Annotated in this window: 20 protein-coding genes and 1 pseudogene; 9 read left to right on the top strand and 12 right to left on the bottom strand. The window is 65.3% G+C overall.

The features are described 5' to 3' along the window. Positions 1-30 precede the first annotated feature (30 nt). Positions 31-216: pseudogene (locus tag EXV95_RS12040) on the top strand (DsbA family protein); the annotation flags it as partial. Between the two features lie 70 nt (positions 217-286). Here the strand turns inward: EXV95_RS12040 and EXV95_RS12035 are convergent. From EXV95_RS12035 to cphA (EXV95_RS12020), 4 genes are all read right to left on the bottom strand, one after another. Beyond that, on the bottom strand, positions 287-1,258 hold the full coding sequence (locus EXV95_RS12035; RefSeq protein ID WP_176885716.1) for an IS30 family transposase: 972 nt from the start codon (positions 1,256-1,258) through the stop codon (positions 287-289). Between the two features lie 173 nt (positions 1,259-1,431). Continuing rightward, positions 1,432-1,881, bottom strand: coding sequence for a CreA family protein (locus tag EXV95_RS12030; RefSeq protein WP_176889028.1), 450 nt, complete (start codon positions 1,879-1,881; stop codon positions 1,432-1,434). Between the two features lie 59 nt (positions 1,882-1,940). Further along, positions 1,941-4,520, bottom strand: coding sequence for a cyanophycin synthetase (cphA, locus tag EXV95_RS12025; RefSeq protein ID WP_176887018.1), 2,580 nt, complete (start codon positions 4,518-4,520; stop codon positions 1,941-1,943). 94 nt (positions 4,521-4,614) lie between these two features. Beyond that, positions 4,615-6,819, bottom strand: a complete 2,205-nt coding sequence (cphA, locus tag EXV95_RS12020) for a cyanophycin synthetase (protein WP_176887017.1) — start codon at positions 6,817-6,819, stop codon at positions 4,615-4,617. 253 nt (positions 6,820-7,072) lie between these two features. Between cphA (EXV95_RS12020) and EXV95_RS12015 the strand changes: the two genes are divergently transcribed. From EXV95_RS12015 to EXV95_RS12005, 3 genes are all read left to right on the top strand, one after another. Continuing rightward, positions 7,073-9,379, top strand: coding sequence for an ABC transporter ATP-binding protein (locus EXV95_RS12015; protein WP_176887016.1), 2,307 nt, complete (start codon positions 7,073-7,075; stop codon positions 9,377-9,379). A 23-nt stretch (positions 9,380-9,402) separates the two neighbouring features. Beyond that, complete coding sequence (locus EXV95_RS12010; RefSeq protein ID WP_176887015.1) at positions 9,403-9,909, top strand: DUF1854 domain-containing protein; 507 nt, start codon at positions 9,403-9,405, stop codon at positions 9,907-9,909. 318 nt (positions 9,910-10,227) lie between these two features. Then, positions 10,228-10,659 (top strand): hypothetical protein, encoded by a 432-nt coding sequence (locus EXV95_RS12005; RefSeq protein WP_029414343.1) that lies wholly within the window; start codon positions 10,228-10,230, stop codon positions 10,657-10,659. Positions 10,660-10,745: 86 nt separating this feature from the next. Here the strand turns inward: EXV95_RS12005 and EXV95_RS12000 are convergent, their stop codons facing one another. The 3 genes from EXV95_RS12000 to gspF all read right to left on the bottom strand — a co-directional run bounded on the left by EXV95_RS12000 (position 10,746) and on the right by gspF (position 13,456). After that, positions 10,746-11,138 (bottom strand): EF-hand domain-containing protein, encoded by a 393-nt coding sequence (locus EXV95_RS12000; RefSeq protein WP_370460251.1) that lies wholly within the window; start codon positions 11,136-11,138, stop codon positions 10,746-10,748. 163 nt (positions 11,139-11,301) lie between these two features. Next, on the bottom strand, positions 11,302-12,219 hold the full coding sequence (locus tag EXV95_RS11995; protein ID WP_176887014.1) for a 5'-nucleotidase: 918 nt from the start codon (positions 12,217-12,219) through the stop codon (positions 11,302-11,304). A 4-nt stretch (positions 12,220-12,223) separates the two neighbouring features. Continuing rightward, on the bottom strand, positions 12,224-13,456 hold the full coding sequence (gspF, locus tag EXV95_RS11990; RefSeq protein ID WP_176887013.1) for a type II secretion system inner membrane protein GspF: 1,233 nt from the start codon (positions 13,454-13,456) through the stop codon (positions 12,224-12,226). A gap of 234 nt (positions 13,457-13,690) precedes the next feature. On the opposite strand from gspF, the gene EXV95_RS11985 reads away from it, so the two are divergent. Together EXV95_RS11985 and EXV95_RS11980 are read left to right on the top strand one after the other, a co-directional pair. Further along, a complete protein-coding gene (locus EXV95_RS11985) occupies positions 13,691-14,440 on the top strand; it encodes an SDR family NAD(P)-dependent oxidoreductase (protein WP_176887012.1) in 750 nt (249 codons plus the stop codon). A gap of 217 nt (positions 14,441-14,657) precedes the next feature. Continuing rightward, complete coding sequence (locus EXV95_RS11980; protein ID WP_176887011.1) at positions 14,658-15,434, top strand: hypothetical protein; 777 nt, start codon at positions 14,658-14,660, stop codon at positions 15,432-15,434. An 18-nt stretch (positions 15,435-15,452) separates the two neighbouring features. On the opposite strand, the gene EXV95_RS11975 is transcribed toward EXV95_RS11980, so the two are convergent. Then, complete coding sequence (locus EXV95_RS11975; protein ID WP_176887010.1) at positions 15,453-16,481, bottom strand: LLM class flavin-dependent oxidoreductase; 1,029 nt, start codon at positions 16,479-16,481, stop codon at positions 15,453-15,455. A gap of 203 nt (positions 16,482-16,684) precedes the next feature. Here EXV95_RS11975 and EXV95_RS11970 point away from each other — a divergent pair, with 203 nt between their 5' ends. Together EXV95_RS11970 and EXV95_RS11965 are read left to right on the top strand one after the other, a co-directional pair. Then, complete coding sequence (locus tag EXV95_RS11970) at positions 16,685-17,170, top strand: CZB domain-containing protein (protein WP_176887009.1); 486 nt, start codon at positions 16,685-16,687, stop codon at positions 17,168-17,170. Positions 17,171-17,530: 360 nt separating this feature from the next. Continuing rightward, entirely contained in the window at positions 17,531-18,283 is a 753-nt protein-coding gene (locus tag EXV95_RS11965; RefSeq protein WP_176887008.1) for a M48 family metallopeptidase, read from the top strand. Positions 18,284-18,414: 131 nt separating this feature from the next. On the opposite strand, the gene ruvC is transcribed toward EXV95_RS11965, so the two are convergent. From ruvC to EXV95_RS11945, 4 genes are all read right to left on the bottom strand, one after another. Next, positions 18,415-18,963, bottom strand: a complete 549-nt coding sequence (gene ruvC / locus EXV95_RS11960) for a crossover junction endodeoxyribonuclease RuvC (protein WP_055395965.1) — start codon at positions 18,961-18,963, stop codon at positions 18,415-18,417. A gap of 82 nt (positions 18,964-19,045) precedes the next feature. After that, the gene (locus tag EXV95_RS11955; protein ID WP_055395967.1) at positions 19,046-20,038 is read right to left on the bottom strand and encodes a phosphatidate cytidylyltransferase; all 993 of its coding nucleotides are present in this window, start codon (positions 20,036-20,038) and stop codon (positions 19,046-19,048) included. Between the two features lie 2 nt (positions 20,039-20,040). After that, complete coding sequence (locus EXV95_RS11950; protein WP_121508584.1) at positions 20,041-20,814, bottom strand: 1-acyl-sn-glycerol-3-phosphate acyltransferase; 774 nt, start codon at positions 20,812-20,814, stop codon at positions 20,041-20,043. 84 nt (positions 20,815-20,898) lie between these two features. Further along, on the bottom strand, positions 20,899-21,810 hold the full coding sequence (locus EXV95_RS11945) for a helix-turn-helix domain-containing protein (protein ID WP_228896224.1): 912 nt from the start codon (positions 21,808-21,810) through the stop codon (positions 20,899-20,901). Between the two features lie 25 nt (positions 21,811-21,835). Between EXV95_RS11945 and EXV95_RS11940 the strand changes: the two genes are divergently transcribed. Continuing rightward, positions 21,836-23,332, top strand: coding sequence for a cytochrome P450 (locus tag EXV95_RS11940; protein ID WP_255484985.1), 1,497 nt, complete (start codon positions 21,836-21,838; stop codon positions 23,330-23,332). Positions 23,333-23,334 lie beyond the last annotated feature (2 nt).

Raw genomic sequence — 23,334 nt, 5'->3', positions numbered from 1 at the left:
GTCTTCGGTGCCCGATGTCGCAGTGCTGATGACGCACACGCGCTGCGGGCATCGAACCGCTACACCGACGAGGTGCGCGAGCGCGAGTGGTTCTATCTGCAAAACGGCATCCATTCGGTGCCTGCCATCTTCATCAACGAGCGCCATTGGGTCCAGGGCGGGCAGCCGGTGGAAGTGTTCGAACAGGCGCTGCAGAAAATTGCCAACCAGGCTTGATGGTTGCTATTATTTTAATAGCTGATTGCGCTTGATGGATAAGCGCTGGTGGCTGTTTTGGTAGGCGGTTTCAACAACGAAGTGCGCCAGTACCCAGTGTAAGTGGGCTCACTTTGTAGCCATGGAACACCTCATGCGGAGTCTTCCAGCCCAAGCATCTGCGGGGTCGGTGGTTGAGCCGGTACACGGCTTGGAGCACCTGCTCTTCGCTGGCCGTGCCCAGATCGCTGCCCTTGGGGAAGTAGTGGCGTAGCAGCCCATTGTGGTTCTCGTTGAGCCCCCGCTGCCAGGGGCTGTGCGGATCGGCGAAGTACACCTTCGTCTTCAGGCGTCTATGCACCCACCTGTGCTCGGCGAATTCCTTGCCGTTGTCCAGCGTGAGGGTGTGGCGGTGCTTGGGATGGTGCCTGAGCATTTCGATGATGGCCTGGCCCACCGGCTCGGCCTGGCGCCGCTGCACATGCTGCGCCAGTGTGTAGCGCGAGCGTCGCTCGGTCAGGGTCACCAGCCCTGCCAGTCCACCCGCACCTGAGACGATGGTGTCCCCCTCCCAGTCACCCAGGCGCGCTCGCTTGTCCACAATGGCGGGGCGCTGTGCGATACCCACGCGATCGCGCAGTTGCCCCGCACCCGAATGTGCCTTGCGTCGGCGCTGGCCGCAACGCAGGCGCGGTGCAGCTTGTCCCATGCGGCGCAGCCGGTTGTAGATGCAGGTGTGGCTGATGCGCAGGCGCTTTTCCAGCCCCAGGCGGGCGGCGGCCTGCTGAGGTGACAGATCCAGCTGCAGATACGACAGCACCAACTCCCACTGGGCATCGTCAAAGCGCTGAGCGTTGGTCTGACCACTTTGGCGCGCAAGAGCCTGTTGATGGGCGCTGTGGGCTTGGTACGCCGTGCTGGCGCCGCTGTTGCGCCTGATCTCGCGGGCAATGGTGCTGCGGTGGCGCCCCAGGCGCAGGGCTGTCTGTGTGATCGACAGCCCCACGTCGCGAAGGCATTGGATTTGGTAACGTTCGCTTTGGCTCAGATGGGTGTAGTTCATGGTGCACTTGGGTTGACTGGCAGGTCACACAAGTCATCTTCACTTACTTGTCTGGGCCTACCTTTTGGCAACGTGCACTTCGTTGTTTAAACCGCCGTATAAAAATCAGAAATAGGCCATGGCCCCTTTCTGCTTTCTGTGAATTGCGGCCCTGCGGGTACGGCCTGGCCCGCTCACTTGCGCAGCGGAATGGCTGTGGCCCGGTCCACCGGCACGGCGGTTACGCTGTTCTGCGGCGAGCCGTCGATGAGCTTTTCGGAGTAGGTGAGGTAGACCAGCGTGTTGCGGGCCGGGTCGACCATGCGCACGATGCGCAGGCGCTTGAACAGGATGGACATGCGTTCGCTGAACACCTCTTCCTGCTTCTTGAGCGGCTCGGGGAAGCTGATGGGCCCCACCTGGCGGCAGGCGATGGAGGCTTCAGCGCGGTCTTCGGCCAGGCCCAGGGTGCCCTTGATGCCGCCCGTGCGTGCGCGCGAGACGTAGCAGGTCACGCCCAAAACGCCGGGGTCGTCATAGGCTTCCACGAGGATGTCGTGGTCGCGGCCGATCCACTGGAAGGCGGTGTCCACCGTGCCGATTTTTTCGCCGGGCGCTGCCTGCGCACTGCCAGCCACGCCCATCCAGGCGGTGGCTGCGGCCAGGGCCAGCAGCGCCGAGGTGGCCGTTTGCTTGAGGGCTATCACGCAGCGGCCCCGGCTTCGGTGCAGCGCTGGGCCAGGTGGGCGAGGGCTTCTTCGACCTGGTCCACCAGCACCAGGCACAGGTCGCCGGGCTGCAGGCGCGCCAGGGCGGCGTCGATGGCGATGAACTCACCGCGAATCTCTTCGACGTGTGTGGTGCGCGATGCGCCTGCCAGGCCTTCGCGCAGCAGGGCCATCACCTCGCCATCGGCACGGCCGCGCTGCGCGGCGTCCTGGTACAGGATCACGTCGTCAAATGCGGCACCCAGGATCACGGTCTGGTCGCGGATATCTTCATCGCGGCGGTCGCCCGCGCCGCTGATCACCACGCTGCGGCGCTTGGCGGGCAGGGCGTCCACGGCACCCACCAGGGCGCGCATGGCATCAGGGTTGTGGCCGTAGTCGGCAATCACGGTGGCGCCCCGGTAGTCCATGATGTTGAAGCGGCCGGGCGCGTTGTCGCTGTCGTTCACAAAGCCTGACAGGCCCCGGCGGATGGTCTGCCAGGGCATGCCCACGCCCCAGGCGGCGGCCACGGCCGCCATGACGTTCTCGACCTGAAAACCGATCTTGCCGTTGCGTGTGATAGGTACGTCGCGCAGGTGGATGGTCTCGCGCCACGAGCCTTCCGAAGCCACGATGGAGTCGCCATCCACATACACCGTGCGGTGGCCCTGAGCGCGGTGCGTGGCCATCACGGGATGGTGGCGGTCGCTCGCAAAGAAGATGATCTTGCCAGGGCAGGCGGGCGCCATGGCGGCCACGATGGGGTCGGCCGCGTTGAGCACGCCGTAGCCTGTGGTGGCCACGTTCTGCACGATCACGCGCTTGAGCACGGCCAGGTCTTCCACCGTGGTGATGTAGTTCAGGCCCAGGTGGTCTCCCGCACCGATGTTGGTGACCACGGCCACCTGGCAGCGGTCAAACCCCAGGCCTTCGCGCAGGATGCCGCCACGGGCGGTCTCGAACACGGCTGCATCCACCTCGGGGTGCAGCAGCACGTTGCGGGCGCTCTTGGGGCCGCTGCAGTCGCCACTGTCGATCTGGCGGCCGTTCACGTACACGCCGTCGGTGTTGGTCATGCCCACGCGCAGGCCCTGTGCGGTGAACAGGTGGGCGATGAGGCGGGCCGTGGTGGTCTTGCCGTTGGTGCCGGTGACGGCCACCACTGGGATGCGCCCATCGTCGCCATGGGCGTAGAGCTTATCCACCATGGCCTGACCCACGTTGCGGGGCTTGCCGTAGCTGGGCGCGAGATGCATGCGCAGGCCGGGGGCGGCGTTCACTTCCACAAAGCCGCCGCCTTGCTCTTCGAGCGGGCGCAGCACGGTCTCGGCCACCATGTCCACGCCGCAGATGTGCAGGCCCACCATCTGGGCGGCGGCCACAGCGCGTGCGGCAACCTCGGGGTGCACGTCATCGGTCACGTCGGTGGCGGTGCCACCCGTAGAGAGGTTGGCATTGTTGCGCAGGACGACGCGCTGGCCCTTGGCGGGCACCGAGTCGGGCGTCAGGTCTTGCATGGCCAGGCGGGCCACGGCAATGTCGTCGAGCCGGATCTTGGTGAGCGAGGTGGCATGGCCCTCGCCCCGGCGTGGGTCGAGGTTGACCTGGTGGACCAGCTCACGCACCGTGTGCTGGCCGTCGCCCAGCACCTGGGGCGGCTCGCGGCGTGCAGCGGCCACCAGTTGGTCGCCGACCACCAGCAGGCGGAAGTCATGGCCCGGCAAAAAGCGCTCGACCATCACGGTGCCGTATTCGGCGGCGTTCTTGTAGGCTTCTTCGAGCTGGGCGCGGTCGGTGATGTTGACCGTCACACCCTTGCCCTGGTTGCCATCCTGCGGCTTGACCACCACGGGCAGGCCGACCTTGAGGGCCACTTCCCAGCCTTCGTCCACGCTCTCGACCGGTTTTCCCAGCGGCACGGGCACGCCAGCGGCATGCAGCAGGCGTTTGGTCAGGTCCTTGTCCTGGCCGATGGATTCGGCCACGGCGCTGGTCGAATCGACCTCGGCCGCCTGGATACGGCGCTGCTTGGAGCCCCAGCCAAACTGCACGAGGCTGCCACGCGTGAGGCGGCGGTAGGGGATGCCGCGCGCCACGGCGGCGTCCACGATGGAGCCGGTGCTGGGGCCCAGGCGCTCGTCTTCGTCGAGTTCGCGCAGCTCGGCAATCACGGTGTCGGCATCAAAATTACCTTCGCCTTGCGCTGCCTTGATGAGTTGTTGCGCGTATTCAAAGGCTTTGCGGCCCACGGCCTCTTCGCTGTATTCCACGACCACCTGGTACACGCCCGCGTCGGTGGTGGCGGTGGTGCGCGCAAAGGTCACCGGGCAGCCGGCCTGCGCCTGCAATGCGAGGGCGGCAGTCTGCAGCACATGGGCCAGCGCGACATCGCCGCCCCCGGTTTCGGGGTGCAGCGCGCCGATGGCGGGAAACAGGGCCCGCAGGCGGGCTTCGAACCCGGCCATCTGGCCCACGGCGCGCTCGTTTTCAGCGCAGGTCACCACGGCCTCGATGGCCATGTGGCGGCTCCAGAGGTTGGGGCCACGCAGGGCCCGGGTGCGGGATACATCCATGGAAGTCTCTTTCAGTGGTCCATCAGGGCGCTGAGGCCCTGTTCAGGTCGTGGGATGCGAGGTTAAACAACAAAAGCAAATGCGCGAGGTGCCATCACGACCGCAGTGCGGCGGTGGGGACCAGTTCGGGCTCAAAGGTCTTGATGCCGGCGCCGATGAGGTCGGGGGCAATGTTCAGCGCCCAGGCCGTGCCGATGGCCGCCAGCAGGGCGTCGGTGTCGGGCGCCACGGCATTGCGGCCAAAGGTCAGGTCTGCCAGCGAACCGAGCACATGTTCTGCACTGCCCGTGGCCAGCACCACGCGGCCGTTCTTCACAACCACGGCGCGGCCGTTGTCCTTGGCGCGGTGTTCCACGATGACGGGCAGGGTGGCGTCCTGGGCATACAGCACCACAGCGCCATCTGACAGCGGCGCCAGGTCGGCCACTTGCGGGATGGCGGCGTTGAGCACCGCTGCGCCTTCCGACAGCACCACGTCCACCTGGGTGCGCATCACCTTGGTCATCTGGTCCTGTTCGTGCACGTCGAATTCGGCCAGCGTTTCCACGCCGTCCATGTCGGTGACCACACCCACCTGGCAGCGGTCGTAGGCCAGGCCGTCGCGCAGGATGGTGCGCGCGTCGCTTTCGATCACGGCGGCCTGCACGGTCTTGTTCATCAGCAGGCGGTGGGCGGCTTCCCAGTGCGCGCAATCGGTCGATTCGACGCAGCGGCGGTCCAGGAACAGCCCTTCGCGACAGGCCAGGCCCGTGTGGTGGCCGCTCAGGTGCAGCAGCCAGGCCACGACCCGCGCGATGGTTGACGTGCCACGCGTGCCCGCCACGCCCACCAGCGGAATGCGGCCTGCCTGGCCCGCATCGTCTTCCGACGGGAACAGATGCTCTGCAATGGCCTGGCCCACAGGGCGCGGTGCACCCACGGCGGGCTTCAGGTGCATCAGCAGGCCTGGGCCTGCGTTGACTTCGACAATCGCGCCGCCCTGGGAGTGCAGGGGCTTGGAGATGTCCTTGGCCACCATGTCGATACCGGCGATGTCCAGGCCCACCACCTTGGCGGCGAGCTGGGCGATGTAGGCCACCTCGGGGTGTACGTCGTCCGTGCAGTCCACCGCCACGTTGCCGTTGCGCTGCACCACCACCTGGCGGCCTGCGGCGGGCACCGAGTCGGCGCCCAGGTCCTGGCGCTTGAGTTCGAGTTGCACCTTGGTGTCAGTGGCCAGGTCGATGATTTCGAGCGGGTACTCTTCTTCGTAGCCACGGCGCGGGTCGGAGTTGAGCTGGGTGTCGATCAGCTCCTTGACGGTGGAGCGGCCGTTGCCGGTGATGGTGACCACCTCACCACGTGCCGCTGCGACCACTTTGCCGCCCACCACCAGCAGGCGGTGCTCGTCGCCGGGGATGAAGCTCTCGACCATGACGTCGCTGCCCTCGGGGTAGGCCACGTGGTAGGCGGCCTCGATGTCTGCCTGCTTGTGCAGATCCAGCGTGACACCCCGACCGTGGTTGCCATCAGAGGGCTTGACCACCACAGGCAGGCCGATGTCCTGGGCGGCTTCCCAGGCTTCCTCGGGGCTGTTGACCACCTGGCCCTCGGGGATGGGCACGCCGCAGGACTTGAGCAGACTCTTGGTCAGGTCCTTGTCGCTGGCGATGCCTTCGGCGATGGCGCTGGTGAACTCGGTCTCGGCCGTCCAGATGCGGCGCTGACTGGCGCCGTAACCCAGCTGCACCAGGTTGCCGTCGTTCAGGCGGATGTGGGGAATGCCCCGGTCGGTGGCGGCGGTGACGATGCAGGCCGTGCTGGGGCCAAGGTACTGGTCGTCCACCTCGGTGCGCACGCGCGCCACGGCGGCGGCCACGTCGAACGGCTCGTCGTTGATGGCGGCCATGATGAGCGCGTGGCCCTGGGCCAGTGCCACGCGCGCCACGCTCTCGTCGCGCGCCCGGAACACCATGCGGTATACGCCGCGCTGGCTGGTGCTGCGGGTCTGGCCAAAACCGGTGGGCATGCCCGACAGGTTGAGCAACTCGATCACGATGTGCTCCAGCACATGGCCACACCAGGTGCCTTCCTGCAGGCGCTGCAGGAAACCACCGCGTTCGCCCACGCCGCAGTGGTGTTCGATCAGTGCGGGCAGCCAGGCGGTAAGTCGGTCGTTGAAACCGGGCAGCAGGTTGGAGGGGTAGTCCTCCAGCTCGCCCAGGTCCAGCCAGACTTCCAGTACAGGCCGGTAGGTCCAGATATTGGGGCCGCGCAGGTAGTTGATGCGAAGCAGTTGGATGTCGTTGAGTTTCGCCATGGATTGCAGCGGGTGAGTTGGTCCGGCCGGGTAAGGGCTATGGGCTATGCGGGAGAGGAAGAAACTGTGAAAGGAAACTTTTGTGGACGAGGATTGTGCTCCAGTCCTGGGGCTGCGCGCAGTGTCAGCCAAATGAGCGTCAGAGGCGTTAAATGAGGATGCCGTCGCACCGTGGCATGCAGTATCGGGGAGAATTCGCGCTTTCGCGAGATCGGTCACCGCAGGCAGCCGGGGGCGGAAAACCCAACCAAAAATGCAACATCACCATTCTGTGGACGCCTCGGGTGTCTTTTCTGGCCCTTTGGGGGCCGATTTGCGGGCCATGCTCGCTTCCAAAGAAAACGTACTGGCAGCGCTTCAGGTTGACCTGAGCACGGCGCTGCGCTTTGCGGCAGGCTGGGTGGTGGTGACGTCTGAACGGCTGCTGGCCTGTGATGCGGGCACCACGGCCTGGCGCAGCTGGCCCCTGGGCGATGGCCTGACGCTCAAGCTGCAGGACCACGGCGGTGTGGGCTCGCTGGAGCTGCACAGCCCTCGCGAGCGCTTGGCGCTGTGGCGCTTTACCCTGGCGCACCACGCCCAGGCCCTGCGTCTGCTGCAGCGTTTTGAGCAGCAAAGCGCCCGGGGTGACAACGGCGCCGAGGATGAGGCCGACGAACCCGCCTGTCCCACCTGCCACACGCCCCTGCCGCCCGACACCGAAGAATGCCCGGCCTGCGCCCGCGCCCAGCCGCCCCAAACTTCCACCTGGGTGCTGCTGCGCCTGTGGCGCTTTGCCCGACCCTACCGCAAGCAACTGGCCGCCGGTTTTGCGCTGACGCTGGCGTCCACCGCCGCCACCCTGGTGCCGCCGTATCTGACCATCCCGCTGATGGATGACATCCTGATCCCGTTCCAGAACGGCAAGCAGATCGAACCCGGCCTGGTGCTGCTGTACCTGAGCGGCCTTCTGCTGTCGGCGCTGGCCGCCTGGGGCCTCTCCTGGGCGCGCACTTATATATTGGCGCTGGTGTCCGAGCGCATCGGCGCCGACCTGCGCACCACCACCTACGAGCACCTGCTGCGCTTGTCACTGGACTACTTTGGCGGCAAGCGCACGGGTGACCTCATGGCGCGGATTGGCTCCGAGACAGACCGTATCAACGTCTTCCTGTCCCTCCACGCCCTGGATTTTGTGACCGACGTGCTCATGATCATGATGACGGCGGCCATTCTGTTCTCCATCAACCCATGGCTGGCGCTGGTCACGCTGGTGCCGCTGCCGTTCATCGGTTGGATGATCCACACCGTGCGCGACCGCTTGCGCACCGGGTTTGAAAAGATCGACCGCGTGTGGTCCGAAGTGACCAACGTGCTGGCCGACACCATCCCCGGCATCCGCGTGGTCAAGGCCTTTGCCCAGGAAAAGCGCGAGGCCCAGCGTTTTCGCGACGCCAACCAGCACAACCTGGAAGTCAACGACAAGCTCAACAAGACCTGGAGCCTGTTCACGCCCACGGTGTCGCTGCTCACGGAAATTGGCTTGCTGGTGGTGTGGGGCTTTGGCATCTGGCTGGTGTCGCGCAACCAGATCACGGTGGGTGTGCTCACGGCCTTTATCGCCTACATCGGCCGGTTCTACGGGCGGCTGGATTCGATGAGCCGCATTGTGTCGGTCACGCAAAAGGCAGCCGCCGGTGCCAAGCGCATCTTCGACATCCTGGACCACGTGAGCAACGTGCCCGACCCGGCCCAACCCGTGAAGGTGGACAAGGTGAAGGGCGCGATCACCATGCAGGGCGTAGGCTTTCGCTACGGCAGCCGCGCTGTCATCAAGGGGTTGGATCTGGATATTCGCCCCGGCGAGATGATTGGCCTGGTCGGCCACAGCGGCTCGGGCAAGAGCACGCTGGTCAACCTGATCAGCCGTTTTTATGACGTGAGCGATGGCTCCATCCAGGTCGACGGCATCGACATCCGCCGTTTTGCTGTGGCCGACTACCGCCGCCACATCGGCCTAGTGCTGCAGGAGCCTTTCCTGTTCTTCGGCACCATTGCCGAGAACATCGCCTACGGCAAGCCCGAGGCCACGCGCGAGGAGATCGTGGCGGCGGCCCGTGCTGCGCACGCCCATGAATTCATCCTGCGCTTGCCCCATGGCTACGACTCACTCGTGGGTGAGCGCGGCCAGGGCCTCTCGGGCGGCGAGCGCCAGCGCATTTCCATTGCCCGCGCGTTGCTGATCGACCCGCGCATCCTGATCCTGGACGAGGCCACCTCGGCTGTGGACACCGAGACCGAGAAGGAAATCCAGAAGGCTCTCGACAACCTGGTGCAGGGGCGCACCACCATCGCCATTGCCCACCGCCTGTCCACCCTGCGCAAGGCCGACCGGCTGGTGGTGATGGACCGGGGCGAGGTGGTGGAAGTGGGTCCCCACGACGAACTCATGGAAAAGCAGGGCGCCTACTGGCGGCTGTACGAAGCCCAGGCGCGCCGTGCTGAAGAAGATGCGCAGGCGGCGGGCGTCATCATCGACAGCAGCCTGCTGCACCCTGCCCACCCTGCGGGCAACCCGTGATGACTGCACTGCAGGAAACCGCCATGAACACTCCTTCCTTCCCGCAATCGCCGTCCACCGCCTCCGCCACGTTCACATTGGCGCGCAATCCACACGGTCGGCTGGTTCTGACCCTGGCCGACGGCACGGCCCACGAGGGCGTCACGCCTGTGCGGGCCTTCCCCATCGCGGCACCCGCCGAAGGGCTCTCGCTGATCGGCTCTGACGGCCACGAACTGTTGTGGATCGACCGGCTGGACCAGCTGCCAGCCCCCGCTCGCCAGCTCATCGAGGAAGAGCTGGAAGTGCGAGAGTTTGTGCCCACTATCGAAAGAATCATCGCAGTGTCGAGCTTCTCCACCCCCAGCACCTGGCAGGTGGAGACGGACCGAGGCCCCGCCAGCCTCGTCCTCAAGGCCGAGGAAGACATCCGCCGCCTGGGCGGCCGTACCCGCTTGCTGATTGCCGGGGGCGACGGCGTGCAGTTCCGTGTCAAGGACACCACGGCGCTGGACCGGCATTCGCGCCGGCTGCTGGAACGCTTTCTCTGATCTGACCCTGTACGGGGTCATCCCGGTGTCTCCACCGGCAAGGCACAACGGCAGTGCCAAGCCCTGCCGTGCCCGCTCCCCCACAAGCCAGTAGCTCCAGACCCGGTGCGGGAATGAGTGCAATCGGTCGGCTGTGAGCCGATCCGGCCCCCGCACGCTCCCAAAAGGGTGACAAAGATTAGGGAAAACCCTAAATTTGAGCCAATCGGTGAAAAAGACCTAAATTTCCCCTTCTTTTTGCCGTAATAGATTACGAAGACGGCGAAAAAGCCTCTGCACTTCGAGCGTATCTATTCATCAACCATTGGGGCCACTGCCATGCAAATGCCACCTGTCGACCGATCGCCGAGTTGGCGTCCTCAGGGCGCTGATTTGTATTCCACTGGCGCCTCTGGCGCGCCGCCTGTGCGGCCTATCAATGCGTCCAACCCTGTCGAATCCATGGACCGGCTGGGCGAGGGCGCCATCGTGCGCGAGCCCGACAAGCCGTCCGCGCCCGATGTAGCAAACCGGGACTGGACCGAGGTCAAGAAAAAAGACACCGTGGAAGAACCGCCCGAGCCCCCCAAGGAGCCGATCTACAAACAACTGCTGGAGCTGATCCAGTCGATGTGGCGGGCCAGTGGCAGTGCGGTGGAGGTGGCGCAGGACATCAACAAGATGACCCTGCAGGAGCGCATGGCCCAGCAGGTCAAGAACGAGCCGCTGACCTACTCGGACCCCAAGATCAAGCGCACTGGCGGTTTGTGAGGATTTGCTCCTAAAATTATAGCTGCTTGCGCATTCCTGATAAGCGCTAGAGCCTTATTTCATTCAATTCCCCCCCCATTCTGGCCTCAAGGCCGGGGCGATGAAGCGGGAGCCGCTGCCTGGGCCGCCCGCTGCTGATCCCGCTCCGCGCGGTACTTGGCGGCAAAGGCCCGCACTTCCTCGTACGACACATAGCCATCCTTGTCCGTGTCCGCATCGTCGAACGCGGCGGCCAGGCGGGGAAAGAGCTTGACCTCGGTGCGGCTGAGCTTGCCGTCCCCATTGAAGTCCAGCATCTTGAACTCGCGCATGGCCTTGATCTCGCCTTTGGTCAGGGCTGCCTGGGATTCTGCGGGGGTGCTGGCAGCGGGTGCAGGCGGTGCCGACGCAGTTGCAGGGGGCATGGCCAGCGCAGTGGTGCCCAAGGCTGTCGCCAGGGTGCTCATCACGCAGGCGGCCAGGGAAAATCTGATGCGCAAAACAGGCTCCTTCTGTGGACTTGCAACGATGTTGGCACAGTTGGGCGTGCGTGGGCGGAATGCAACCCAAGGCTTGCAGCTTTCACCGGGAGTTGCCGGGGTTTGCAAAACTTTTCGAAGGAACGAACACAGGCCCGTGCTCGGCCCCGGTCGTGAGCCGCGCTTAACCGGCGGTGGGGCGCAGGGGGTTGGAGATGCCGCTGTTCACATGCCCGGCAGGCACATGGCGGGCCGCCGAAGTGGCATGGCCTGTCTGATCGTCGAAGAAAAAATCGGGTTCGAATTCGCGGAGAAAAGGGCCTTTTTCCAGCCCCCCGAGAAACATGGCCTCATCCACCGCCAGGTTCCATTTCATCAGTGTATTGATGGCGCGCTCATGTGCGGGTGCGCTGCGGGCGGTGACGAGCGCGGTGCGCAGTCGCATGCCTGACACGTCGGCCTGCTGCTGTAGCTGGTGCAACGCTGCCAGCAGCGGTTTAAACGGCCCCCCCGACAGGGGCAGCGCCGCTTTGCTGATCTCGTGCGTCTGGAAAGCGGCGAGGCCTTCGGTTTGGTAGACACGCTCTGCTTCGTCTGAAAACAAAACGGCATCCCCGTCAAATGCAATGCGCAACTCTTTGGGGTAGTTGGAGCCTGCAGCCGCTGAGTCAGTGAGCACGCGCGCAGCCGGAAAGCCGAGTGCCAGCGCTTCACTCACATCCTTCTCGTTGGCGGACAGGAATAGGTGGGCGCCCAGTGGGCGCAGGTATTTGAACGGATCGCGCCCTTGGGTAAACACGCCTCGCTCCAAGGGCAGGCCCGCATTGTGGGCAGAGTGGAAGATGCGCAGCGCGCTGACAGGGTCGTTGCGCGAGAGGATGACGACCTCTACGGGCCTCGCTTGTGGCGTGTTGAACGCCAGCAGCTTGTTCACCAGGGGAAAAGCTACGCCAGGCTTTGCGGGCACATGCAGCCGTTCCTGCTGCAGCTCCATGTAAGGGCGTGGGTCCAGCGGGTCGAAGATTTGGTTCTCTTCTTCAAAATTGAACAGTGCGCGCGAAGAGATCGCCACCACCAGCTTGTCGTCCAGGGTCACGGCCATAGAGTCACTTCACGAACTGGTTGAGCTGGATGATGGGCAGCAGCACGGCCAGCACGATCAGCATCACGATCAGGCCCATGCCCACGATGAGCAAAGGCTCCAGGATGGTTGCCAGCGCCATGGCGCGGCGCTGGACCTCGGTGGAAAGCTGCCTGGCGGCGCGCTGCAGCATCACCGGCAGTTGCCCCGTCTGCTCGCCCAGGCGCGCAAACATGGACAGCAGGCCGGGGAAGCGCTTTTTCTGCGCCAGCGCCGAGGCCAGGGGCGCACCTTCGCGCACCAGCACCAGCGCTTCGAGTGCATCGGCGCGCAGGGCGCGGTTGTTCAGTGTTTCGGCGGCGGCCTGCAGCGCCTTGAGGATGGGTACGCCCGCACCCGCCAGCATGGCCAAGGTGCCCGCAAAACGCGCCGCGTTGTAGCCGCGCGCCAGCTTGCCCACCAGCGGCAGGGTGAGCCAGGCGGCATCGAATTTTTCGCGAACATGCCCGATGGTCAGCGCCCAGCGTGTGCCAAAAGCTATCAAAACAGAAGCAATCAGCATCATCCAGCCATAGCTGCGCACAAAAGCGCTGATGCCCAGCATGGCCACGGTCAGGAACGGCAGTGCCCGCTTGGTGCCCGCAAACACGCTGGCCACCTGGGGCACCACGTAGCCCACGAGGAAGAGCACGATCACGATGGCGACGATGGTCACGATGGCGGGGTACAGCGCAGCGCCCACCAGCTTGGCCTTGAGCGCCTGGCGTTCTTCCAGGTCGTCGGCCAGGCGTTCCAGCACCAGGCCCAGGTTGCCGCTGTGCTCGCCCGCGCCGATCACGGCGCAGTAGATATCGGAAAACTCGCGCGGGTGCTGCGACAGGGCGCGCGCAAACGTGGCCCCGGCATTGACCTCAGCGCGCAGTGCGGCCACCAGGTGGCGCTGGCGTTCGTCGTCGGCTTCTTCAGACAGTGCTGTGAGGGCGCGCTCCAGCGGCAGGCCGGAAGACACTAGCCCGGCAATCTGCCGCGTCCAGATCGACAGGCCCGTAGCGCTGAACACGGGCCGCGTGAACAGGCGCTGGCCCAGGCTGGCCGAGCTGCCATCCAGCGACTGGCCGGTCTGCACCAGCTCTACCGCCAGGGGCACCAGGGCCTGGGCTCGCAGCAGGCTGCGCGCGGCCTTGGCGGTGTCGGCCTCCATGAGGCCCTTGCGGGTCTGGCCCTGGGCGTCCAGGGCTTCAAAGGAAAAAGCAGGCATGCGGGTGCGGGCGGTAAGGCGGTGGCGTGGAAATCAGGCGGTCACACAACAGACAGATACGGGCGAATACCTTGCAGCCCCTGATGGTAGCCGGTACCTAAGGTCCATGGCTGAGGGCCAGTACCCCTGCCAGCGGGATGACCCTGGTCAAGGCGCTGACGCATTGGGCGCGCAGAATGAAAAGCGATCTGTGGCATCGGGTTGCAGGTGTTCTGAATGAACAAGGAGTCTTTCATGTTGAAGAACAAGGTTGCGTTGGTCACCGGGGCATCGTCGGGCATTGGGCGTGCCATTGCGCTGGTGTGGGCGCGCGAGGGCGCCAAGGTGGTGGTGTCGGATGTGAATGTGCAGGCGGGCGAGGAAACGGCGGCGCTGGTACGCGCAGCCGGGGGTGATGCCACTTTTGTGGCTGCTGATGTGGGCAAGCCCCAGGACTGCGAAGCGCTGGTGAACCGCACCGTGGCCCACTACGGCCGGCTGGACATCGCCTGCAACAACGCGGGCATCGGCGGCCCGCAGGCGGCCACGGCCGATTACCCCCTGGATGGCTGGGCCCAGGTCATCAACATCAACCTCTCCGGCGTGTTTTACGGCATGAAGTACCAGATCGCAGCCATGCTCAAGAACGGCGGCGGCTCCATCATCAACATGGCATCCATCCTGGGGTCGGTGGGTTTTGCCACCGCCCCGGCCTACACCGCTGCCAAACATGGTGTGGTGGGGTTGACCAAGGCGGCGGCCATTGAATACAGCGCCCATGGCGTGCGCATCAATGCCGTCGGGCCTGCCTTTATCCATACGCCCATGATCAGCGGGCTGGAGCAGGACGCTGGCATCAACGCGATGCTGGTGGGCGCCCACCCCATCGGCCGCCTGGGGCAACCTGAAGAGGTGGCCGAGCTGGTGACCTGGCTGGCGTCCAGCAAGGCGTCGTTTGTGACTGGGGCGTATTACCCGGTGGATGGCGGCTACCTGGCGCGATAAAACACCGGCGCGGCGTTGGAGCCATCGAAACTGGATGGCTGGAAAGGGTGGCTGCCTCTGGTGAAGTTATCCTCGAACCAGATGTGGCGTGGGTGAGACGGCACGCCACCGCATGCTATTTTGCCCTGTGCCGCTTGCGGTGCCTGCGCTTAAGATGCGGCAGTTGGGGACGCGCCATGGCGCAGCCCACCAGATTTGACTCACAAAGGAGAAGAAAGTGAATAAGACGACTGCCCTGGGAGGACTGGTTGCCGCTTTGGTGTTATCTGCTTGCGGCGGAGGCGGGGATGATGTGGCGCCACCCGCGCCAAAGCCCCCTGCGACCGTGGTCACCGGCGTGGAAGGCCTGTGGACCGGGGCGACCACCGACCCTCTGAATGTGCAGGGCGTGGTGCTGGAGAACGGCGAATCCTGGAGCATCCTGACCGATGCAGTGGGCGCCGTGGTGGGCATATCGCAAGGCGCCGTTCAGACGTCGGGCCCAGATGTTGTCTCTGGCACCGGGCGCTATCTCAATGTGGTGGATGAGGCAAACCTTGCCAGCCGGACGACGGTGGCGGTCAGCTATAGCGGCAAGTACGCGGTGCGGGATTCGGTGCAGGTCACGGATTCCAAGGGCGTGAAGTTCACCGGTACCTATGGCGTGCTCTACGAGCAGCCTGCTGTCGTGAGCGAGTTGCTGGGTACGTATACAGGCACGGGTATTGGCAATCAGGTTCGCGAGTCCTCCGTATCGCTTTCCATTTCCACCGGTGGCTTGGTGTCGATTCCCTCCTACCCGGGCTGCTCCGTTCGCGGCACCGTGGTGCCACGCGCCAGCGGCCGGAATGTGTTTGATCTGCCGCTCACCTTCAGTGGGGCCTCCTGCCCCGTGGGCGATGGCGTGGTTGTTCAACACGTTGTTCTGTACAACGACACCACCCAAGCGATCTTGATCATGGGGCAGAGTGCGAGCAAGGCAGAGACTTTCGTTTACACCGGGCAAAAGAGCTAAGCCCTTCCCCAGCCCTCCTCAAGGGGCTTGGCAGGTTTCCCACGCTTCGGCGTGGGCCTGTGCCGCAATATCCAGCGAGCGCAGGCGCAGGGCTGGGTCGTAGACATCGCTCACCAGCATCAGCTCATTGGCCCCGGTGGCTTCGGTGAGCTGTGCAAGGCCCGCGCGCACCGTATCCGGCCCGCCGATCACGGCAGCGGCCAGAAAGTCGCCAATCGCAGCGCGCTCCTGGGGCTGCAGACGCACGGCGTAGTTCTCAACGGGTGGCAGCAGGCGGCGCCGGTCGCCGGTCAGAATGCCCAGCACCCGCTGGTAGGTGCTGCTGGCCAGAAACTCCGCTTCTTCATCCGTGGGCGCGGCGATCAGCGGCACCCCGATCACCACATAGGGCTGGGGCCAGGCGGCGGACGGCCGGTACAGGTTGCGGTACAGGTCAATGGCCTGGTGCAGCAGGCGCGGGGCAAAGTGCGAGGCAAAGGCATATGGCAGCCCGCGCTCCGCCGCCAGTTGCGCCGAAAACAGGCTGGAGCCCAGTAGCCAGATCGGCACGTTGGTACCCGCACCGGGCATGGCAATCAGGCGCTGACCTGGTTCGGCCGGGGCCAGCAGGCGCTGCAACTCTGCCACGTCCTGCGGAAAATCATCGGCTGTCTCTACCCGGCTGCGGCGCAGTGCGCGCATGGTGGTGGGGTCCGTGCCCGGCGCGCGGCCCAGTCCCAGGTCGATGCGGCCCGGGTACAGCTCGGCCAGGGTGCCAAAGGCCTCGGCCACTACCAGAGGCGCGTGGTTGGGCAGCATCACGCCGCCAGAACCCACACGGATGCGCGAGGTACCGCCGGCAATATGGCCCACCAGCACGGCGGTGGCTGAGCTGGCAATGCCCGCCATGTTGTGGTGCTCTGCCAGCCAGTAACGGGCAAAACCCAGCTTTTCAGCATGTTGCGCGGTGCGCAGGGCAATCTGCAGCGCATCGGCTACGGTCCCGCCCTCCCGGACGGCGACGAGGTCGAGCATGGACAGGGCGGGGCGTTGAGCAGTGGAAGTCATCCGTGCATTGTCTGGCCCTGGCCACATTGCTGCTGGCTACCGGGGCAGAGCTGGCAGGGCCAGAAGGGTTGACGCGCACGGTTTTTACCAAGAGGTCATTTTTTGGTAGCCAAAACCGCGCGCCCCCCACAGAATGTTTCAAGGCATTTCCGGCAGGACCATTCCTGGTGCTGGCGGACGGGGTGCCTCCACAGGGACCAAGCATGGGTTTTTTCAGTCGTCTGTTCAAGATCCGGGAGCAAGATCCCACCAGCCCTGACACCACCTGGGCCATGGAAGACAACGGCAGCGAATTGGTGCTGGACGCCGAGTACGCCTCCATGCTCATGACCGAAATCGATATCGACGCGGCCATTGCCAGCCATGAACGCTGGCGCCTGCAGCTGCAGGACATGGTCAATGGCCGCTCGCAGGAAATGATGCGGCCCGAACGCATCTGCCAGGACGACCGCTGTGACCTGGGCCGCTGGCTGTATGGCACGGGGCGCGTGCGGCTGGGGCATTTCCCGGCGTTCGACATGCTGGTGGCCCGGCACAAGTACTTTCACCAGCAGGCGGCCGATGTGGTGACTGCGTTCCAGGCGGGCGAGCAGCAAAAGGCCGTGCAACTGCTCAACAGCAGCTGCCGCCACGCGTCCAACCAGGTGCTGTTGCTGCTCAAGGAACTCAAGCGGGGCCTGGGGCGCTGATACCTTGGGGCGCGGTATACACAGGCACGGCCAGGGCCAGTCGGCACTGTGGGAATAGATGCTCTGTTGTTGATAGCTTAAAACGCTTGATACACAAGCGCTAAGGCCCTTTTTGTCTGAATTCTGCGAAGAATTCTGGCGCCGCAACCTCGCCCTGCCCCCATCCCCGTTTCGGCCCGTCCGCCAGCATCGGCACACAGTTCTTACATCTGAAGACACGGCGGCCAGCGAGAAACGCCATTGGCGTGGCTATCCTTCGGCGCGCGCCAACCATTGCTTGCAGTTGGTTGCGCAAAAACACAATCGACCCATCGATTCAAGACCAATCAAGAAGCTGACCACGTCAGAGAGGGAACCCCCATGGACCGCCGTAAATTGTTGACGCTCGTAACCCTGGCTTCCGGCGTGAGCGCCGTATCGCCCGTGTGGGCGCAGTTTGACCTGGGCAAGATGCTGGACGCAGGCAAGGACCTGGCCAAGTCCGAGAGCCTGTCGGACGAGGAACTCAAGAGCACGTTCGACCAGATGTCCGCCGAGATGGACAGCCAGAACCAAGTGGCCCCGGCAGGAAACCCCTATGCCAAGCGCCTCACGAAGCTCACCTCGGGCCTGGGCACCCACGACGGCCTCAAGATGAACTTCAAGGTCTACCTCACGCCCGAGATCAACGCCTTTGCCATGGCCAACGGCACCATCCGGGTGTATTCGGGTTTGATGGACAAGTTCACCGACGATGAAGTGCGCTATGTGATCGGCCACGAGATCGGCCACGTCAAGGCCGGCCACACCAAGGCCCGCATCCAGACCGCCCTGCGCACCAGCGCGCTGCGCAATGCCGTGGCGTCGAGCAACGGCAAGGCCGGTGCCATTGCCAGCTCGCAGCTGGGTGACCTGTTCGAGAAAGTGGTGCGCGCACAGCATTCGCAAAGCAACGAGCGCGAGGCTGACGACTACGCCATGGGCTTCATGAAGGCCAAGCGATACCAGCCCGCCGCTTGCGTCACTGCGCTGGAAAAACTCGCCGCCATGTCGGGCGGGGATTCGACCAGCTTTTTGTCTACCCATCCGTCACCCAAGGAGCGGGCGGACCGGATGAAGACGCAGGTGGCCTGACCTTTCGCTGTTGCTAAAGCCTGGTGGGGCAGTACCGCGTCTTCGGGCGCGGTATTTTTTTGTCCGCTCATTTCGACATCCCCGCAGCCGTACGGGTCCCTCCGCGCGGCGGTGTTTTGGCTCGCCTGGGGTCAGTAACTCCGCCCACCCTTGTACATCGCATGCTGGCGCCGGTTCAGCGTGGCGGCTTCGCCCAGCCGCCCCATGGCAGCACCCGCATGCGCATGCGTGATGGCCATGCCCAGGCCATCGGCCGCGTCGGTGCCTGGCACGCCGGGCAGGCTGAGCAGGCGCCGCACCATCTCCTGCACCTGGCTCTTGGCGGCGCGGCCGTGGCCGACCACGGCTTTTTTCATCTGCAGCGCGGTGTATTCGGCCACCGGCAAATTGCTCGCCACCAGGGCCGTGATGCAGGCGCCCCGTGCCTGGCCCAGCAGCAGGGTGGACTGGGGGTTGACGTTGACGAACACGATCTCGACCGAGGCCACATCGGGCTCGTAGCGCGCTGCCACTTCGGTGATGCCGTCGAACAGGATCTTCAGGCGCCCGGGCAGATCGCCGAGCGCCAGCGTGGTGGTGCGGATGGTGCCGCTGGCCACGTAGCTGAGCTTGTGGCCGTCCATGTCTACCACGCCAAATCCGGTGGTCTGCAGGCCGGGGTCGATGCCTAAGATGCGCATTTGCTCACTATTTGATAGCTGCTATCGCTTGTTGGTAAAGCGCTAGGTGCCAATTTTCTTGAAAACTTCTGGGTCGGTTCATTTACAGACCGAAGTACCAGCGCACCGAATGGAAAAACACCGGCGCCGCAAAACACAGCGCGTCCACGCGGTCGAGCAGGCCACCCGCACCGGTGACCGACATGCCCTGCATGCCCCAGCTGGTGATCCCCCGGTCGCGCTTCAGGGCCTTCATCACCAGGTGCCCCAGGCTGCCCGCCACGCAAGCCAGCAGCGCCATACCGAGCGCCTGGCCGGGCTTGAATGGGGTGATGAACGTGAGCAGCCCGCCGGCCAGCCCCCCGGCCGCCACACCGGCCAGCCAGCTCGTCCACTGAAAACTCTGGCTCACCTGCGGCGCCACGGGCTTGTGCGGAAAGCGCCGCCCCAGCAGGTGCTGCACCAGCATGCAGGTCTGCACCACAAACACCAGGAAAAACACCAGAAACGCGCCCTTGTCGCGGTAGCCCGGAAAGTCCAGCAGCAGCAGCGCGGGCACGTGGCTCATGCCGTACACGCACACCATGATGCCCCACTGCAGCTTGGCGTTGCGCTCCAGAAAACGCTGCGGGTCGTTGGCCAGCGCACTCACCACAGGCAAGGCCAGGAACACGTAGACGGGGATGAACACCGTGAACAGGTCGAAGTGCTTGCTGCCCACGATCCAGAACTGCAGCGGCAGCACCACAAAAAACGCCAGCACCAGGCTGCGGTGGTCGCCACGCCGTGTGGGCGACAGAGTGATGAACTCGCGCAGCGCAAAAAACCCCACGATGGCAAACAGCACGGTGGCTACCGTGTCGCCCAGCACCCAGCCAATCCAGAAGACGGAAGCCATCATCCAGGATGTTTTGAGCAGCCCCCAGAAACGCTTGGCTTCGAGAATGCGGGCTTCGGACTCAGGGTCGTCGCTGGCGTGTTCACGCAGATTGCGTACGAAGGCCCAGATGGTGACGACGGACAGGATGCCAAACATCACCAGGAACAGGGCACCGACCTGCTGGGTGGCAGTCAAATTGCGGAGGAAGTTGTTCATGTTCAGACTTCCCTTAGCGCGATGACTGCACGGCGTGCCCGGTCGAGGAACGGGCGACGCTCTTCACCTGCTTCCAGCTGAACGGGCTCTCCAAAAGTCACTGAGCACAGGATGGGCACTGGCACCACTTCGCCCTTGGGCATCACGCGCTGCACGTTGTTGATCCAGGCGGGCACCAGCACCACCTGCGGGAACATTTGCGCCAGCTTGAACAGGCCCGACTTGAACGGCTGCGGCTCGTCGCCATGGCCGCGCGTGCCTTCGGGAAAGATCACGATGGAGTCTCCGCTCTCCAGCGCACGCACCAGCGGGGCCAGCGGGTCGGACTCGGGCAGGGCTGCGCGCAGCTCCTCGGGGGTGGGCGCGCGGGGCGGGGCTTCGGGCGACGGATCGGGGCCGCCCGCCATGGCGGTGTCCGCGTCGCTGGCGGCGGTGGCAAGGGCCTCCAGCACGCCCACCGGCTCCGCCGCCAGGGGAGCCGGGGGCCGCGCAGGCGTGGCCTGACGGTCTACATACACGGCGTTGAACACGGCGGTGGTGATCCACTGGCGGAACGGCGTCTTGGTCCAGTAGTCCTTGGCGGCAATGGGCCGCGTGATGCTGCGCAGCTCCTCGGGCAGCGCCGCCCAGATCAGCACCATGTCGGCGTGGCTCTGGTGGTTGGCGAAATAAATGCGCTGCTCGGCCTTGGGCGGGCAGCCGTACCAGCGGGCCTGGGAACCGGTCAGAAACCGCACGATCCCCAGCAGAAGGAAACTCATCAACTTGGCAAGCATGACGGGGATGATACGTGGCGGGTGTGCCCGGTCGGGCGTGTACTGTGGCGTGCCGCAGCCGGGCGGCTGCAGCTACCCTGGCCACTACACCCAGATGCGATATGCCCAGAACGCCTCGTCGCCGTAGATGCCGTCGTACAGCGCCTGTGGGGCATAGCCGGTGATGCGCCGCGTCACGCGGCACAGGTGCGACTGGTCCGAGAAGCCCGCGCCTGCCGCCACGTCGGCCCATTTCACGGTGCCCTTCGCTGCGTCCGAAGCGATGGTGTCGAAAAACGCCTGCTCGGCCTTGCCAAAGCCGCGCAGCTCGCGCAGCGGCAGCCCGGCCCAGCGCTTGATGCGGCGCTCCAGCTGGCGCAGGCTGCGGCCTGGAGCCGATACAGCGGCGCGCTGCGCGAGGTGCATGGCCCAGTCGCCGTAGCGCTGCACCTGCAGCGCCTGCGCGGGACGGCAGGCTTGCCAGCGGGGTTCCAGAAACGCCTCCAGGCAGTCCATGCGGGCGGCATCGCCCGGCTGGTGCTGCACGGCTTCGCACATCGCGATCCAGTCGGGTGGCAGCACGGTTTGCGCATCCACGAAACGGTCAGTCAGCGCCTCAGGCTCCAGGCCGGTGAGCTGGTGCAGCGCGTCGGGCATGAACATCACCATCATGGCGTGGGTGGGCGCTGCGCAATAGCTGGCGCTGGGCCGGGTCTGGGGGCCCGCCAGCACCCAGCGGCCGGGATACGCCTCGCGCGGGCTGTGCAGGCCGGGCAGGGTGTCGGGGCGGTCTGCCACCAGGGCTTCGCTGCGGCCTTCAAACCACCAGCTCAGGCTGCAAAGGGGCGTGGCCGGAAAGCGGTTGATGCGTTGCGCATCCGTGAGCGTGTAGCCGAGTGTGCTGCGCACCATGGTGCCGCGCAGGCAGGCCGACAGGCTGGCGCGCGGAAGCCACAGCTGGCCCGAGGGGATCAGCCCCTGCGGATGCCGTGCGGAAGGTGGGACCAGGGTTGCCATGGGGCGCGAGTGTAGGCCAGGGGCGATGTCGAATTCGTTCAATACCTGCCCGCTGCTGCACCGCACCATCCGCACCATGAACCACGCCATCACCACTGCCCCATCGAAGCCCGCAACACCTTCCCCCTCTGCGCAGTTTGCGCCAGCCCGGCACCCCGAGCCCGGTGGCCCGCCCAGCCGCTGGTGGGGCCTGCCCTTGCTGTGGGAGATGCGTGCCGATTACCTCGGTTTCGTCACCCGTCTGCAGCGTGACCATGGCGACCTGACCCGCATGCGCCTGGGCAACGAGGACGCCTGGGATCTTCTGTCGCCCGACCTCGTGCGCGAGGCGCTGGTCACCCACGCAGACCACCTGATCCGCTGGGAGCGCGGCATCGCCGTGTTCGAGCAGGTGTTCGGCCAGAGCGTGCTGGTGACCGAGGGCGACACCTGGCAGCGCCAGCGCCGCATGCTGATGCCTGCTTTTACCCCCAAACGCGTGGCGGGCTACGCGCAGCTCATGACCGATGCTGCCCGCAGCGCACTCGACGCCGCCGTGCCCGCTGGCCAGGCCGAAGCGTTGGTGCCCATGGACATGCTCTGGACCGATGTGGCCATGGACGTGATCCTGCGCACGCTGTTCAGCGAATCGGCCCAGGCCGACGCGCGCGATGCCGCCTGGGCCACGCAGACGCTGTCGGAGACAGCCTTCCGAGAAATGTTCATGCCCTTCACGCTGCCCGACTGGCTGCCCCTGCCCGGCAAGGCCGCCAAGCGGCGCGCGCTCAAGGCACTCAAGGGGCTGGTGCAGCGCCACATCGGTGCGCGCAGCCGGGATGCGGCAGATTCAGCAGGCGCCCCGCCACGCACTGACCTGCTGCACATGCTGCTGGCGCTGCGCGACGAATCCACCGGCGAGCCGCTGTCGCCGCAGGAAGTGTTCGACCAGTGCATGGTCAGCTTCCAGGCCGGGCACGAGACCAGCGCCACCACGCTGCTGTGGTGGAGCCGCCTGATGGCCGAACACCCCGAGGCCGCGCAACGCGCACAGGCCGAGGTGGACAGCGTGCTCCCCCCAGGCCTGACGCCCGGCCCCGAGCACTTGGCGCAGCTACCCTTTCTGTCCGCCACGCTCAAGGAGGCGCTGCGCCTGTACCCGCCCATTGCCGCGCTGATGACCCGGCGCACCACCGCACCCATCACGCTGGGCGGCGTGGAGGTGCCCAAGGGCGCCATGCTGCGCATCACGCCCTGGGTGCTGCACCGCGATGAACGCTGGTTTGCCCAGGCAGACCGGTTTGTGCCGGAACGTTTTCTGGATGACGCCCCGGCCATCCCCAAAGGCGCGTGGATACCGTTTGGGGTGGGGCCACGCGTTTGCATTGGGCAGCACTTTGCGATGCTGGAGATGACGCTGCTGGCGGCGATGTTGCTGCAGCGGTACCGGCTGCGGTTGCCGGAGGGGGCGGCGGTGTGTGTGCCGAAGTTGCAGGTGACCTTGCGGCCGCAGGAGAGGGTGATGCTGTGGTTACAGAAGCGGTAGGC

Origin of the sequence: Acidovorax sp. JMULE5 (assembly GCF_013376875.1) — a bacterium.
GTDB classification, from domain to species: Bacteria; Pseudomonadota; Gammaproteobacteria; order Burkholderiales; family Burkholderiaceae_C; genus Acidovorax; species Acidovorax facilis.
Note: the sequence above shows the minus strand (reverse complement) of the source record. Positions and strands in the feature narration are given on the sequence as shown.

Coding starts and splice junctions, on each gene's coding strand:
- EXV95_RS12035 (WP_176885716.1), bottom strand. CDS start 1,258: ATGAACTACACCCATCTGAGCCAAAGCGAACGTTACCAAATCCAATGC.
- EXV95_RS12030 (WP_176889028.1), bottom strand. CDS start 1,881: ATGGGCGTGGCTGGCAGTGCGCAGGCAGCGCCCGGCGAAAAAATCGGC.
- cphA (WP_176887018.1), bottom strand. CDS start 4,520: ATGGATGTATCCCGCACCCGGGCCCTGCGTGGCCCCAACCTCTGGAGC.
- cphA (WP_176887017.1), bottom strand. CDS start 6,819: ATGGCGAAACTCAACGACATCCAACTGCTTCGCATCAACTACCTGCGC.
- EXV95_RS12015 (WP_176887016.1), top strand. CDS start 7,073: ATGCAACATCACCATTCTGTGGACGCCTCGGGTGTCTTTTCTGGCCCT.
- EXV95_RS12010 (WP_176887015.1), top strand. CDS start 9,403: ATGAACACTCCTTCCTTCCCGCAATCGCCGTCCACCGCCTCCGCCACG.
- EXV95_RS12005 (WP_029414343.1), top strand. CDS start 10,228: ATGCAAATGCCACCTGTCGACCGATCGCCGAGTTGGCGTCCTCAGGGC.
- EXV95_RS11995 (WP_176887014.1), bottom strand. CDS start 12,219: ATGGCCGTGACCCTGGACGACAAGCTGGTGGTGGCGATCTCTTCGCGC.
- gspF (WP_176887013.1), bottom strand. CDS start 13,456: ATGCCTGCTTTTTCCTTTGAAGCCCTGGACGCCCAGGGCCAGACCCGC.
- EXV95_RS11985 (WP_176887012.1), top strand. CDS start 13,691: ATGTTGAAGAACAAGGTTGCGTTGGTCACCGGGGCATCGTCGGGCATT.
- EXV95_RS11975 (WP_176887010.1), bottom strand. CDS start 16,481: ATGACTTCCACTGCTCAACGCCCCGCCCTGTCCATGCTCGACCTCGTC.
- EXV95_RS11970 (WP_176887009.1), top strand. CDS start 16,685: ATGGGTTTTTTCAGTCGTCTGTTCAAGATCCGGGAGCAAGATCCCACC.
- EXV95_RS11965 (WP_176887008.1), top strand. CDS start 17,531: ATGGACCGCCGTAAATTGTTGACGCTCGTAACCCTGGCTTCCGGCGTG.
- ruvC (WP_055395965.1), bottom strand. CDS start 18,963: ATGCGCATCTTAGGCATCGACCCCGGCCTGCAGACCACCGGATTTGGC.
- EXV95_RS11955 (WP_055395967.1), bottom strand. CDS start 20,038: ATGAACAACTTCCTCCGCAATTTGACTGCCACCCAGCAGGTCGGTGCC.
- EXV95_RS11950 (WP_121508584.1), bottom strand. CDS start 20,814: ATGCTTGCCAAGTTGATGAGTTTCCTTCTGCTGGGGATCGTGCGGTTT.
- EXV95_RS11945 (WP_228896224.1), bottom strand. CDS start 21,810: ATGGCAACCCTGGTCCCACCTTCCGCACGGCATCCGCAGGGGCTGATC.
- EXV95_RS11940 (WP_255484985.1), top strand. CDS start 21,836: ATGTCGAATTCGTTCAATACCTGCCCGCTGCTGCACCGCACCATCCGC.